Source organism: Streptomyces seoulensis (assembly GCF_022846655.1).
Lineage (GTDB): Bacteria > Actinomycetota > Actinomycetes > Streptomycetales > Streptomycetaceae > Streptomyces.
Window position 1 is genome coordinate 87,774 of sequence record NZ_AP025667.1, and the last position, 13,772, is coordinate 101,545.

Consider the following 13,772-nt stretch of genomic DNA (forward strand, 5'->3'; position numbering starts at 1 on the left):
GAGGCGCTCTCCTACCGAGGAGAGCGCCTCTGTGTTGGGACAGACTTGCGTTTAAGCGGACTTGGTGAAGCAGACGTCAGGACGAAGAGAGATCGAACGACATACCTTCTTGATCGTCACGGTGCCACCGTGACCGCTGTAGGTGGTGGTGCCGCTGCCGTTCTTGTTCCACAGGGTGTAGACCTTGTCCCCGCTCCCCGACCGGGTGTACTGCACGTACACCTCGTTGTCATCGGCGGCGAGGTCCTTGACCGCAGCCACGCCGTGGTCACTGCTCACTCGGTACCCGTGACCCCAAATCACCTTGATGTCCTGGTCAGCAAAGGCGGGCGTCGCCGTGGCCAGGACGCCGATGCCGAGTGCGACTGCCACGAGTCGGCCTATTGCCTTAGAAGTCATTGAAGCGCTCCTACGTTGGGTGGATTCGTCGGCCGGACGGGTCAGGTCCGGCCTGCCAGCGAAAGGAGTGCGGTGGGTTCACGCGTTATGTAGCAACTTCCCCCCGCCCCCGCGCTTTTGACTGTAGCAGGGTGCGATCTTGCGTCTTATGGCGCGCGTGGTGGGAGCTTATGCGGAGTGTCGTTCACATAAGGGGCAGATTGTTGTCATCGTGTTTCACGTGAAACGTCGCTCCTTGTTGCACGGAATCATCAGCCGCGGTCGCGCCGCGGCAGAACCCCACGACCGGCGGCCTCTTGGTTCACTCGGAGGGGTACCGAAGTTGTCCACAGAGGTGGACTTCTCCACAGAACGCCAGGGCTCACTGGTTCACGCCCCCGAAGGCATGGGAGGCTCTGTTCATTGCGAGCCTGTAGTCGAGGAGAGTGAATCCTTGCGGTCCGACGCCAACATCGCGGGACCGATGACCGATCCGGTCCCCGGTCCCCGTACCGAATCGAGGGGGACGGATGTTTCACGTGAAACACCGCCCCCGATGGACGACACTCCCATCGGTCGTACGGCCCAGGTGGCGGTCGACGCCCTCGGCCGTGCCGCGGAAGGCATGCCGAGGCCGGAGCAGACCCGAGTCATCGTGGTCGCCAACCAGAAGGGCGGCGTCGGCAAGACGACGACGACCGTCAACCTTGCCGCCTCTCTCGCGCTGCACGGCGGCCGGGTCCTGGTGATCGACCTCGACCCGCAGGGCAACGCCTCCACAGCTCTGGGGATCGACCACCACGCGGAAGTTCCCTCCATCTACGACGTCCTGGTGGACAGTCGGCCACTCGCCGAGGTCGTCCAGCCCGTCCCCGATGTCGAAGGTCTCTTCTGCGCTCCCGCCACGATCGACCTCGCCGGCGCGGAGATCGAACTGGTCTCCCTGGTGGCCCGCGAGAGTCGGTTGCAGCGCGCGATCCAGGCGTACGAGCAGCCGTTGGACTACGTCCTCATCGACTGCCCGCCGTCGCTGGGCCTGTTGACGGTCAACGCACTCGTCGCCGGCCAGGAAGTCCTCATCCCCATCCAGTGCGAGTACTACGCGCTGGAGGGCCTGGGCCAGCTCCTGCGCAATGTCGACCTGGTCCGGGGTCACCTCAACCAGTCCCTGCATGTGTCGACGATCCTGCTCACCATGTACGACGGCCGGACCCGTCTCGCCTCCCAGGTGGCGGAAGAGGTGCGCACCCACTTCGGTGAAGAGGTGCTGCGGACGAGCATTCCCCGCTCGGTCCGTATCTCCGAGGCGCCGAGCTACGGCCAGACGGTCCTGACCTACGATCCAGGATCGAGCGGGGCGCTCTCCTATCTGGAGGCCGCCCGAGAGATCGCGCTGAGGGGTGTGGGGATCGGCTATGACCCGGCCCAGGCCCACCTCGGCACCCAGAACGACCGGAACATGGTGGAGGGGATGCAGTGAGTGAACGACGAAGGGGGCTGGGCCGAGGACTTGGCGCACTGATCCCCGCAGCACCGACCGAGAAGATCCCGGCTTCGGCCGTGCTGGGCGGCGGTTCGTCCGCCTCCTCGGCATCGGGTCCGACGCTGTCGCCCGAGCGCAGGCCCACCGGCATCGGCCGGGGCGGCGCCCTGTCATCGGCGGTCCAGGAGACGGAGGAGAGCCCGGCAGGTCTCGTCGACGAGCGGCCCTCGCCGCCCGCCGGCGCCTACTTCGCCGAGCTGCCGATCGACGCCATCACGCCGAACCCGCGCCAGCCACGCGAGGTCTTCGACGAGGACGCGCTGAACGAACTGGTCATCTCCATCAAGGAGGTCGGCCTGCTCCAGCCCGTCGTGGTGCGGGAGCTGGGCGATGACCGCTATGAGCTGATCATGGGTGAGCGCCGGCTGCGCGCCAGCCGTGAGGCGGAACTCGAGTCCATCCCGGCGATCGTCCGTGCGACGGACGACGAGAAGCTGCTGCTGGACGCCCTGCTGGAGAACCTGCACCGCGCGCAGTTGAACCCGCTGGAAGAGGCGCACGCCTACGACCAGTTGCTCAAGGACTTCAACTGCACGCACGACCAGCTGGCCGACCGGATCGGACGCTCCCGACCGCAGATCTCCAACACCCTGCGGCTGCTGAAGCTTTCGGCGACCGTACAGAAGAGGGTCGCCGCGGGCGTGCTCTCGGCGGGTCACGCACGGGCACTGCTGTCCGTGGAGGACTCCGAGGAGCAGGACCGGCTGGCGCACCGCATCGTGGCCGAGGGGCTGTCGGTGCGGGCCGTCGAGGAGATCGTGACCCTCATGGGGTCGAGGCCGCAGCGGACCCAGCGTGCCAAGGGGCCGCGGGCCGGAGCGCTGGTCTCCCCGGCGCTGAGCGGTCTGGCGACGCGGCTCTCCGACCGGTTCGAGACCCGGGTGAAGGTCGACCTCGGCCAGAAGAAGGGCAAGATCACCGTCGAGTTCGCCTCGGTGGAGGATCTGGAGCGCATCCTCGGCACGCTGGCTCCGGGCGAGGGGCCGATCCTGTCGAAGGGCCTCCAGGAGGACGACTCCGAGGAGTAGCCCTCCAAGAAGCCGCCCTCTCCGCAGGGCAGCGTGAGCGGGCCGTGTCCGGTGTGTACCGGAACACGGTCCGCTCTTTGCTTTGCGCCGGTATCGAGGGAATCACATCGTGGATACGATGCGAGCGGATGTGACCCGGCGAAGGAAGCGAGGAACGGCTTTCATGGGGCGTCGGCTCGTACCGCTCACGCTGGACAACCTTCAGGACCTCCCCCAGCGGTGCCGCTCGTGTGTCTTCTGGGAGCTGGACCCCGTCAGTGCCGATGCCGCCGTGCGGGCGGGCACCACGGTGATGGAGAAGGAGTCCTGGATCTCCGCCGTCCTGCTGGACTGGGGCTCATGCGGCCGGGTGGCCTATGTGGACGACGTACCGGTCGGCTTCGTGCTCTACGCCCCGCCGGCCTACGTGCCGCGCTCGACGGCTTTCCCCACGAGCCCGGTCTCTCCGGATGCCGTCCAGCTCATCACGTCGTTCATCATGCCCGGCTATCAGGGACAGGGGCTCGGCCGGACGCTGGTGCAGGCGGTCGCCAAGGATCTGCTGCGGCGGAACTTCAAGGCCATCGAGGCGTTCGGGGACACCCGGTGGAAAGAGCCTGCCTGCCTGCTGCCGGCCGACCATCTCCTCGCTGTCGGCTTCAAGACGGTGCGGCAGCACACCCGGCATCCCCGGCTGCGTCTGGAGCTGCGTTCCACGCTGTCCTGGAAGGAAGACGTCGAGCTGGCCCTTGACCGGCTACTGGGCGCGGTACACAAGGAGCCGGCGCTGCGGCCGCTGTGACCGGTCTTCGCGGCTTCCGCATCACGAGCACGACGAAGGGGCCGACCCTGGTGGGCCGGCCCCTTCGTGGGCCATGTTTCACGTGAAACGTCAGCCGGTGATGAAGTCGTCCAGGTCGCGGACGAGAGCCGCCTTCGGCTTGGCACCGACGATCGTCTTCACGACCTCGCCGCCCTGGTAGACGTTCAGCGTCGGGATGGACATGACGCCGTACTTGGCGGCCGTGGCCGGGTTCTCGTCGATGTTCAGCTTGACGATCTGGATCTTGTCGCCGTGCTCGGCGGCGATGGCCTCCAGGGACGGAGCGATCTGGCGGCACGGGCCGCACCACTCGGCCCAGAAGTCCACCAGGACGGGCTTGTCGCTCTTGAGGACGTCCTCGTCGAAGGAGTCGTCAGTCACTTTCTTCACGGTGCCGGCCACAGCGGGCTCCTCACTTGATGTTCGGTGGGGGGGTTGGGGGTAAGTCAGACGGCGGTCTTCTCGGGCTCGGCGTGGCCGCCCTCGTCCAGCAGGGACGCGAGGTAGCGCTCGGCGTCCAGGGCCGAGGCACAGCCGGTGCCGGCGGCGGTGATCGCCTGGCGGTAGGTGTGGTCGACCACGTCACCCGCGGCGAAGACGCCGGGCTGGTTGGTCCGGGTGGAGGGCGCGTCCACCTTCAGGTAGCCCTCCGCGTCCAGGTCGAGCTGGCCCTTGAAGAGCTCGGTGCGCGGGTCGTGGCCGATGGCGATGAACAGACCCGTGACGGGCAGGTCGGAGAGCTCACCGGTCTTGAGGTTGCGCAGCTTCAGCCCGGTGAGCTTCTGCTCGCCCAGGATCTCGACGACCTCGCTGTCCCAGGCGAACTTGATCTTCGGGTCGTTGTAGGCACGCTCCTGCATCGCCTTGGAGGCGCGCAGGGTGTCCCGGCGGTGGACGATCGTCACGGACTTGGCGAACCGGGAGAGGAAGGTCGCTTCCTCCATCGCGGTGTCGCCGCCGCCGATCACGGCGATGTCCTGGTCCCGGAAGAAGAAGCCGTCACAGGTGGCGCACCACGAGACGCCACGGCCGGACAGCGCGTCCTCGTTGGGCAGCGCGAGCTTGCGGTGCTGGGAGCCGGTGGCCACGATGACGGCCTTGGCCCGGTGGACCGTGCCCGCGGTGTCGGTGACGGTCTTCACGTCGCCGGTCAGGTCGACGGAGACGATGTCGTCCGGGAGCAGTTCGGCGCCGAAGCGCTCGGCCTGCGCCCGCATGTTGTCCATCAGCTCGGGACCCATGATGCCGTTGGGGAAGCCCGGAAAGTTCTCCACCTCGGTGGTGTTCATCAGCGCGCCACCGGCGGTGACGGCACCCTCGAACACCAGGGGCTTCAGGGACGCACGCGCGGTGTACAGCGCCGCCGTGTAGCCTGCGGGCCCGGAGCCGATGATGATCACATTACGGACGTCGCTCACGGCTTGGTTCCTCGTCTCTGGTCTGTGTCAGCCGACCGGTGGGAGCCCCTGCCGGGACTCTCACACCACCCAACCGATCCTAAGGGGCACGCATTCCCCTGATGTCCGGCCACGCGACGGCTCACACCGTCGGGACGAGGAGAGGCGACCTGAGACGACGCCCGCGCGGTCTCAGGGATGGGCGAGAGACTGCTTCAGCAGCACATCGCCCGAGGCCGCGGGCCGCCGGACCGTGCAGGAGGCGTCGACCACATAAGCCGTGACCCGCTTGCTGTCAGCCTTGTCGGGCACCACGACCAGGTACGCGCTCTTGTCGGCGTAGGTGCCGCTCTTCGCCCCGAGAACCGTGTCACCGGAGTTGATCGCTCGCCGGACGCAATCGGGTACCGGGACCTCGGTCTGGATCAGCGTGTTCGCGCTCTGCGTAGGTCCCGATGGGGCCAGGTCCGTCTCCGCGTCCTGCTGCGGGCGCTGACTGCCCCGCTGCAGCCCCTGCCGGGCGGTGAGCAACTCCTTGACCTGACCCTTCACGCTGACCCCGGAGAAGGCGCCGACGGGGGCTGATGCCGCGCTCTGCGCCGCCTTGTCGGACGACGTACTGCCGAGGGACTGCACGAGCAGGGACCCGGCCCCGAGGACGGCGGCGGTGAGCACGGCACCCAGCGCGGCTGTCCTGCGGCGGCTTCGGCCGCGTTCTTTCCGGCCGGGCCCGGTGGTGGTGCGGGAGCGCGTGGCCGGGCGGTCCGGTGGGGTCTGCGTTTCACGTGAAACATGACGGCCGGGGGCGGGGGGCTCCGCTTCGGTCCGGCCCGCTGCCTCGGCGGCGAGGGCGGCGTCGATCCGGTCGGCGATGTCCGTGGGCATCGGGGGCACGTCCGCCACGGTGCCCAGCAGCCCCTGGATCTCCGTCAGCGCGGCACGGACCTCAGCGCACGGCTCGCATCCCTCCAAGTGGCGCAGCAGGTCCGCGCTGCGGGACGGCGGGAGAAGCCCTTCGGCCAGGTCGGAGATCTCGGCGACGTCCGGGTGCCCGGTCGTGTCCGTCGAGGACGTCATGCTCGCCCACCTCCGCCCTTCACGACGGCTGAACCACTCGGTCCGGAGTCTTCGGTTCCCTCGCCCGCAGATCCTGTCGCCGGTGGGACGGATGCCCCGTGCACCCGGTTCCGTCCCGCCACGGGTTCTTTCCCACCGCCAGGGGCAGCGGGGTCGCTTCTCCTGCCGGGGGCGCCGGGCCTCAGGTGGGTGAGCAGGGGGAGGAGCCTGGCCCGGCCGCGTGCGCACCGGCTCTTCACGGTCCCGGTGGGCACGTCCAGAATCTGGGCCGCCTCGGCGACGGGGTAGCCCTGCATGTCCACCAGGACCAGTGCGGCCCGCTGCTCCGCGGGAAGGGTGCCCAGGGCTTCGAGAAGCTGGCGGTGCAGGTCGTTGCGCTCGGCGGGAGCGGAGGCCGACTCGTGCGGCTCCAGCAACTGGTCCAGACGCTCGGTGTCGTCGACGGGCGAGGTCTTCCGCGAGGCCGCCTTGCGGATGCGGTCCAGGCAGGCGTTCACGGTGATCCGGTGCAGCCAGGTCGTGACGGCCGACTGCCCCCGGAAGGTGTGCGCGGCCCGGTAGGCCGACACCAGCGCGTCCTGCACCGCGTCCGCGGCTTCCTCGCGGTCCTTCAGCGTCCGCAGCGCGACCGCCCACAGCCGGTCCCGATGCCTTCGCACGATCTCGCCGAAGGCATCGGGATCACCCTGCACATGACGGGCGAGCAACTCCTCGTCCCGCACCTCGCCGTACCGACTACTGCCTGCCATCGTCCCCCTCCGACTCGGATGAGACGTCAGCCTGTGAAGTGCACTTCGGTGATGGCCTGCTTGTAGCCCGCGCCTGAGTAGGTGGCCGCGTCATAACCGGACATCGGAACGGCCGTCAGCCAGACCAGGACGTAACGCCCCTTCACCGGCTTGCTGGGCTTCACCGTGGCGGTGGAACCCGCGGTGGTGCTGCTGCCGACCTTACGCATCGAGTCCAGAGACACGGGCGCTGAGTCGGACGTGTAGAGGTCGACCGTCGTGTGGTCCCCGGCGTAACGCAGTCCGATCGTGGCAGCGTCGAGGTCCGTCGCCGAGCCTAGGTCGTAGACGATGCCCACGCCCGGCTTGAAGGGGGCGATCAGAGGGCCCTCGTTGAAGGTCTTGGTCCGCCAGGCCGTCGACGTGTCACCGTCGTAGGTCTTGGCGACATCGCCCGGGTGCTGGGCGTCACCCTTGGCGACGAACTCCTGGGCCCCCTGGATCTTCACCGGCTGCGGCGCCGCCTTGACAGGGCCCTTGTCGCCCTCGTCCTGCGTCTGCGTGGTGTTCGTGTCGTTGGAGTTGTCGCCGCGGGTCATCAGGGCGTCGGCGAGCTGCCAACTGCCGAGGCCGAGCGCCGCGATGAGCAGTGCGGAGACCGTCCACTTCAGCGCCTTGCCCGTACGGCTCTGGAGCGGGGCGGGCGGAGGCTGGACGGGCTGCGTGGCGCCGGGATGGGCCGAGGGACGGCCGTAGGTGCCCTGCTGGTAGGTCGTGCGCTGGTACTCCGGCGGACGGGTGAACGCGGGCTCCGGCGGCCGGACGCGCGGCATCTCGCCGATCGCCTTGACCAGCTCCTCCGGCGTGGTGCACGCGGCCTCGTGCCGGGAGGCGGTGGCGCCGTCGTTGACGAGCGCGCGCATCGCCAGCTCGGACAGCCCACGGTGGATTCCGGCGCGCACCTGGTCCGGCGCGATGAGCCCGATGTCCTTGGGGAGGCCGGCCAGGCCGTACGCATCGCTCTCGTAGGGCCAGCGCTGCGTCAGCGCCGCGTACAACAGGGCGCCGATGGCCTCGGTGTCCGTGCGCTGCGGGGTGTCGGAGCCCACGCCGCGCAGGGCGGCGTTCACGGCGAGACCGCGGATGCGCCACTGCCCGGAGGAGGTGCGCAGGACCGCGTTCGGGTTCAGCCGCAGATGGGCGAGGCCCTCGCGGTGGGCGGCGGCCATGGCTCCCGCGACCTGACTGACCATCTGGTAGGCGTCGTGCGGCTCCAGCGGGCCGGACGCGAGGAGGGCGGTCAGTTCGGTGGCGTCGGGCAGCCACTCGTGCACCACGTAGACGAGGTCGTTCTCCTCGACCGCGTCGAGGACCTGCACGAAACGAGGGTCACCGAGCAGCGCCGCCGAACGGGCGGCGGCCAGCACGGCGCGGGCGCGCACGTGGTCGGCGGGCAGGATGTGCACACCGACGGCTCGCCGTAGTTTCTCGTCGACCGCACGCCAGCTGCTGAATCCGTCCAGACGGGTGACGCACTCCTCGAGGCGGTAGCGCCTGGCGAGTTTGTGACCGCTGTGCAGTTCAGGGGGCGAAGACGTTCCGAGGTCTTCCACCCCGCCGCTCCCCTGCACCTGGTCGATGTCCGTGTCCCGCTCCGGGTTCTTGGCCACCCCGTCGGCCGTGGCCTGATCCGCCTTGGCGGTCAGCGGCTCGTCGCCGCTGTTGTCTGCCACGTCGACGGCAGCCGTGCTACGTTCCGCCACCGTCGTCCCTGCCTCCCCATCCGTTGCACGCTGTCCGACGCCGAAACCAATTGTGCCCACAGTCCCCCGCTATGCACGACACGCAGAGGGGGACGATGGTTGTGCGACTACCCCGGCCTCAGCGCCCCAGACGCCCGCGCACCATGCCGACGAGCGAATTGAGCTCGTCGATCCGCATGCGGCGCGCGGCTACGAAGAAGACGCCCAGCAATACCGCACCGCCCGCCACGAGCGCAACGAGCGAACCGAAAACGCCCTGTCCGAGGGAGTGCCCGATGCCGTAGCAGGCCGCGCCGCTGAGCAGCGCCGCAGGGACCGAGGCGATCCCCAGGCGCGCGTACGTCCGCAGCACGCGGGAGCCGTCGAGGTCGCCGCCCAGCCGCTTGCGCAGCCGCCGCCAGGCGACACCGACGCCGATGGCGTAGGAGAGGCCGTACACGGCCGCCATGCCCGCCACCGCCCAGCGGGACGGGAGCAGGAAGTAGCAGAGCGCGGATGCGCCCGCGTTGACCGCCGCCACGATGACCGTGTTGTAGAAGGGGGTGCGGGTGTCTTCGTACGCGTAGAAGGCGCGCAGGACGACGTACTGCACCGAGTACGGGATCAGGCCCAGGCCGAAGGCCATCAGCATGAAGCCCATGTTGGTGGCCGAGCTGGTGCCCGAGGAGCCGAAGATCAGCGTGCACATCGGGATGCCGAGCGAGACGAAGCCGAAGGCGATGGGCACGATGGCCACCGCGGTCGTGCGCAGGCCCTGCGAGATGTCGTCACGGACGGCGCCGCCGTCGCCCTCGGCGGCCGAGCGCGAAAGACGCGGCAGCAGCGCGGCCATGAGTGACACGGTGATGATGGCCTGCGGCAGACCCCAGATGAGCTGGGCGTTGGCGTAGGCGGAGAAGCCCGTGCCCTTGACGCCCGAGTCCTTGCCGGCGGCGGTGGAAAGCTGGGTGACGACCATGGCGCCCGCCTGGTTGGCGAGCACGAACAGCACCGTCCACTTGGCGAGCATCGCGGCCTTGCCCAGGCCGTGGCCCTTCCAGTCGAACCGGGGCCGGATGCGGAAGCCGGTCTCGCGCAGGTACGGGATCATCGCCAGGGCCTGGACGACGAGTCCGAGCAGGATGCCGATGCCCAGCAGGCGCTGGCCCTCCAGCGGGATGTTGTTGACGGTCATGTGGGAGTCGGCCGCGGAGCCGTAGACCCACAGGAACATGCCGAGCGTCACGATGATGACGATGTTGTTCAGGACCGGGGTCCACATCATCGCGCCGAACTTGCCACGCGCGTTCAGGATCTGACCCATCACCACGTGGATGCCCATGAAGAAGATCGAGGGCAGGAAGTAGCGGGTGAAGGTGACCGCCACCTCGTTGGCCGCCGAGTCGGAGGCGATCGGGTCCGACAGCACGCGCACCAGGTACGGAGCGCCGAGCATCGTCAGCACGGTCAGCCCGGCGAGCGCGACCATCACGAGGGTCAGCAGCCGGTTGGCGAAGGCTTCGCCGCCGTCCTCGTCCTCCTTCATCGACCGCACGAGCTGCGGCACGAAGACCGAGTTGAGACCGCCGCCGACGGTCAGGATGTAGATCATCGTGGGCAACTGGTAGGCGACCTGGAAGGAGTCACCGAGCACACCGAGGCCCAGCGCCGCGACGATCATCGCGGAGCGGACGAACCCGGTGAGCCGCGACACCATCGTGCCCGCGGCCATCACGGCGCTGGAGCTCAGCAGCCCGGAGGCGCGCCCCTTCGCCGGGGCCGGAGCCGGTGGCGCGGAGGTCTCCGCAGGGCCGGAGGGCCCGGCCGGTGCGGGTACGGGTGGCTGCATGGGGTTCCCGGAGGCTGCCTGGTACGGGGTTCCGCCGCCGCCGTACTGCGCGGGGCTCTGGGCGTGAGGCGGCGGGTAGGAGCCGCCGGCGCCCTGGCCCGCGTGGGCCGACGCGGCGGAGCCGCTGTGCTGCTGGTCCCGCAGGAGGTGCGCGAAGGCGTCCGGCTCGTGGTACTCCTCGCCGGAGTGCGAGACGAGGTCGTCCACGCCGACGAACTGGGTCGTGCGCGGGTGGTCGCCGTACGGCATGTGCTGGGTGGCGTCGCCCTCAGGCTCCGGCGCCGGCGTCTTGGCCCAGACGCGCGGGTCGGGGGAGTACGACGACTGCGACGGCGGGGCGTAGAGCGGCTGGCGCGGCTCGTAGGTGCCTGGGGGCGGCGGGGGGTGCGCGGCGCGGTCGTAGAGCGCCTCGGCGACCGGGTCCTGGGCGGAGAGGTCCCGCGCCCGGTAGGGGTCCTGGTCGTAGGCGTCCTGGAGGTACATGTCCGCCGCGGGCTGCGGCGGCTCCTGGCCCGGCTCGGGCGGGGTCTCGGGCCGGCCCGAGTCCGCGGCGTCCCCGCCGCGGTCACCGTCGTACGGCGCGTTCATGGTTACCCCACCTCATCGTCCCTGGCCACACGGGCCGCGGCGTCGCTCAACGGTCCACTCTCTCACCCGTGCCGGACGGGTCGGCGCTTTCCGGTGCGGTGTCCGGCGCAGGGTCACCCGGCTGGTCCGGCTCCGCTGCCCCGGCGGGGGAACCCGGCTCCTCGGGAAGACGGTCCCCGGAGCCGTCGGGGTTCCCCGAGCCGTCGCCGGAATCCGCCTCCGCCTCGTCCGGGCCCTCTTCCTCGGCCTCCTCGGCCTGGCGGGCGGCCGCGCGCTTGCGCTGGGTGTACATCCGGAAGCCTGCGAGGACCAGCAGCAGCACCCCGCCGCCGATCACCAGCATGACCGTGGGCGTGACCTCGGTGACCTTCACGTCGAAGGTGACCGGGTCGCCGTACTCCTGGCCGTCCTCGGTGTAGAGCTGGGCGAGGACCGTGGCCCGGCCGTTGGCATTGGCCGAGGTGGTGAACTTCACCGACTGGCTGTGCCCGCCGGAGACCTCGACCTGCTGCTCGGAGTACGCCTTGCCGCCGATCTTCAGCCGGGTCGGCTGGGTCGAGCTGAGCCGCAGGTACAGGTGGCCGACGGGCTGGACCAGGTTGTTCTGCACGGTCACCGGGATGGTCGCGCTGCGCCCGGAGAGCTTGGTCTCCGACTTGTCGATCAGCTTGACCTGCCCGCCGAGGTCGTCGAGCCAGCTCTCCACGGCCGCGCGGAAGCCGTCCGCCTTGGTGGCCTGGCCCCGCCACGACGTGGACATCCCGCGGTTTATGGCCCTGCCGAACGGCGTGACCACGCGGGACTGGTCGGTGAGGATCACCTGGAAGTTGTCGAGCTTGTCCTGCGTGTCGGCGATCTGCTCGAAGGCGCTCCTCGGCAGTTCCTGCTTGCGCAGCGACGAGGGGTAAGCCGACGTGGAGGGGATGCGCGTGGTGGCGTCCGGGTCGGGCTTGGCCTTGGCGGCGTCGGTGAGGTTCTCGGGCTGCGACCAGTTGCCGCCCTGGAGCGCCTTCACGGCCGTGGCCATCGCCTGCGCCTGGCTGGCGGTCGGCGTGCGCTGCGGGGCGACCACGACGCTGCGCTGCTCGTCCTTCTGCACATTGACCTCGAGGCTCTGTGCGAGGAACTGCTGCACCGCGAGCGTGGAGGTGTCCGCCTTGGTGAGGTCGCCCTCGAAGGCCGTGGACATCCGCGCGTCGGCGACGACCGCCGTGGTGCCGCCGCCGATGGGGCGGGCGGCGGAAGGCGTGTAGGACAGCCCGGCGGTCTCCCGGAGGCTGTCGCTGCGGGTGATCACCCGGTCGGCGCCGGCGGAGGTGGCCACCTTGATGATCGAGGGATCGACCGCGCCCTCCACGGGCCACGCGAAGTCGGTGCTCGGCGTGACATGGAGCACGGTCTTCACCGTGAGGGCGGCGACGTCGGTGGCGTCCTTGAGATGGCTGAGCGAGCCGGTGACGCTGGTGCCGGTGTGGGCGAGCGAGGCCAGGTCCGGGTCGGCGAACGGCAGCGCGACGACCTCCTTGCCCGACACGGACTTCTGCAGACCGGCCAGCCACTGCTTGGCGACCGCCTGGTTCTCGCGCGAGCCGGCCTTGGTGGTGCCGTCGGGCTGCTGGACCCGGTAGCCGCTCGCCATCGCGTCCACCGCGGCCAGCAGGTCCGGGTCGATCACCCAGGTGACGTCGAGGTCCCTGCCCAGCTCCATCATCTGCGCCAGGCGGCCGCCGGGGGCGATCTCCTTGGCCAGCTCGTCGTCCTGGAAGACGGGCGTCTGCCGCTCTCCGGCGCCCGTCCGGGCCGTCATGTGGACGGAGGAGAGCAGCGGCCACAGGAACGTCGTCCTGCTCGTGCTGCCGGCCTCGGACGGCTGCCAGGGCAGGAAGGTCCGCTCGATGCCCAGCATCTGGTCCCAGGGCTGCGCCGAGGTCCTGCCGGACACGGATGCGCCGAACGAGTAGACGCCGTCCTTGCTGAGGTCGAGCTCGTCCACCGGGACGGAGATGCTGAAGTGCTCGGCGACGCCCGGGACCAGCTTGGCGAACTTCTCCGTGTACTTCCCGCCGAGCTCCTCGCCGGCACCGCCGCGAAGATCGTTCGGATGCTGGGCGATGGCGTCGACGGCCGAGCGGGTGTTCAGCAGGGGCCCCACCCGCAGCCCCACGTGGGCGCCGGTCACGGTCTGCCTGCCGTTGTTGATCACCGTGCCGGACACGGTCAGCGTGTCGTCCTCGGTGGGCACGCTGGGCGTCAGTGAGTCCAACGCCACGGACACCGAGTCCGCCGGAGCCGCCTGCGCGGGCTCGGCAGCGGTCCACTGGAGCAGCCCGGCCAGCAGCGGTGCGCCCGCCAGCAGCGCTCCGGCCCGCCGCAGTCGGCGGCGGGCAGGAGAGGCACTTGGCCCCTGGAATTCAGCCGCGTCGGCCACGCGCTAGCCCGTCCCTCGTCGTCGTCATCAGTGGTCGTCGGAATGTGCGTCCCCGCATGGTAACGATGACGGCAGAGGTGAAGTGCCACGGACCATCGCGCAAGATCACCCCGGAGGGTCCGCCTGTCCTCTATATCCGCTAACGAGCGGAGAGCCGGTGTCCGCCGCAAGGGCAGCCCTTGTGGGGGTATGACAGGACGCCTCCGCCCCGG

General features: G+C 69.7%; 11 protein-coding genes. 3 read left to right on the forward strand and 8 right to left on the reverse strand.

Features of this window, described 5'->3' with window-relative positions:
• Window positions 1–51: 51 nt before the first annotated feature.
• Window positions 52–372, reverse strand: coding sequence for a hypothetical protein (locus HEK131_RS00420; protein WP_244333214.1), 321 nt, complete (start codon window positions 370–372; stop codon window positions 52–54).
• Window positions 373–784: 412 nt separating this feature from the next.
• On the opposite strand from HEK131_RS00420, the gene HEK131_RS00425 reads away from it, so the two are divergent.
• The 3 genes from HEK131_RS00425 to HEK131_RS00435 all read left to right on the forward strand — a co-directional run bounded on the left by HEK131_RS00425 (window position 785) and on the right by HEK131_RS00435 (window position 3,730).
• The gene (locus HEK131_RS00425) at window positions 785–1,858 is read left to right on the forward strand and encodes a ParA family protein (RefSeq protein WP_217463524.1); all 1,074 of its coding nucleotides are present in this window, start codon (window positions 785–787) and stop codon (window positions 1,856–1,858) included.
• Window positions 1,855–2,949 (forward strand): ParB/RepB/Spo0J family partition protein, encoded by a 1,095-nt coding sequence (locus tag HEK131_RS00430; protein ID WP_244333215.1) that lies wholly within the window; start codon window positions 1,855–1,857, stop codon window positions 2,947–2,949. The genes HEK131_RS00425 and HEK131_RS00430 overlap by 4 nt, the downstream gene beginning before the upstream one ends.
• Window positions 2,950–3,112: 163 nt before the next feature.
• Complete coding sequence (locus HEK131_RS00435) at window positions 3,113–3,730, forward strand: GNAT family N-acetyltransferase (protein ID WP_161147292.1); 618 nt, start codon at window positions 3,113–3,115, stop codon at window positions 3,728–3,730.
• A gap of 90 nt (window positions 3,731–3,820) precedes the next feature.
• Here the strand turns inward: HEK131_RS00435 and trxA are convergent, their stop codons facing one another.
• From trxA to HEK131_RS00470, 7 genes are all read right to left on the reverse strand, one after another.
• The gene (gene trxA, locus HEK131_RS00440) at window positions 3,821–4,153 is read right to left on the reverse strand and encodes a thioredoxin (RefSeq protein ID WP_161147293.1); all 333 of its coding nucleotides are present in this window, start codon (window positions 4,151–4,153) and stop codon (window positions 3,821–3,823) included.
• A 44-nt stretch (window positions 4,154–4,197) separates the two neighbouring features.
• Window positions 4,198–5,169, reverse strand: a complete 972-nt coding sequence (gene trxB, locus HEK131_RS00445) for a thioredoxin-disulfide reductase (RefSeq protein WP_217463521.1) — start codon at window positions 5,167–5,169, stop codon at window positions 4,198–4,200.
• 171 nt (window positions 5,170–5,340) lie between these two features.
• Window positions 5,341–6,225, reverse strand: coding sequence for a zf-HC2 domain-containing protein (locus HEK131_RS00450; protein ID WP_244333216.1), 885 nt, complete (start codon window positions 6,223–6,225; stop codon window positions 5,341–5,343).
• Complete coding sequence (sigM, locus tag HEK131_RS00455) at window positions 6,222–6,974, reverse strand: RNA polymerase sigma factor SigM (RefSeq protein ID WP_244333217.1); 753 nt, start codon at window positions 6,972–6,974, stop codon at window positions 6,222–6,224. Before sigM ends, HEK131_RS00450 begins: the two co-directional genes overlap by 4 nt.
• Before the next feature lie 26 nt (window positions 6,975–7,000).
• A complete protein-coding gene (locus tag HEK131_RS00460; RefSeq protein ID WP_244333218.1) occupies window positions 7,001–8,716 on the reverse strand; it encodes a protein kinase family protein in 1,716 nt (571 codons plus the stop codon).
• Window positions 8,717–8,834: 118 nt separating this feature from the next.
• The gene (murJ, locus tag HEK131_RS00465) at window positions 8,835–11,132 is read right to left on the reverse strand and encodes a murein biosynthesis integral membrane protein MurJ (protein ID WP_244333219.1); all 2,298 of its coding nucleotides are present in this window, start codon (window positions 11,130–11,132) and stop codon (window positions 8,835–8,837) included.
• A gap of 46 nt (window positions 11,133–11,178) precedes the next feature.
• Entirely contained in the window at window positions 11,179–13,560 is a 2,382-nt protein-coding gene (locus HEK131_RS00470) for a DUF6049 family protein (protein ID WP_244333220.1), read from the reverse strand.
• Between the last annotated feature and the right edge of the window lie 212 nt (window positions 13,561–13,772).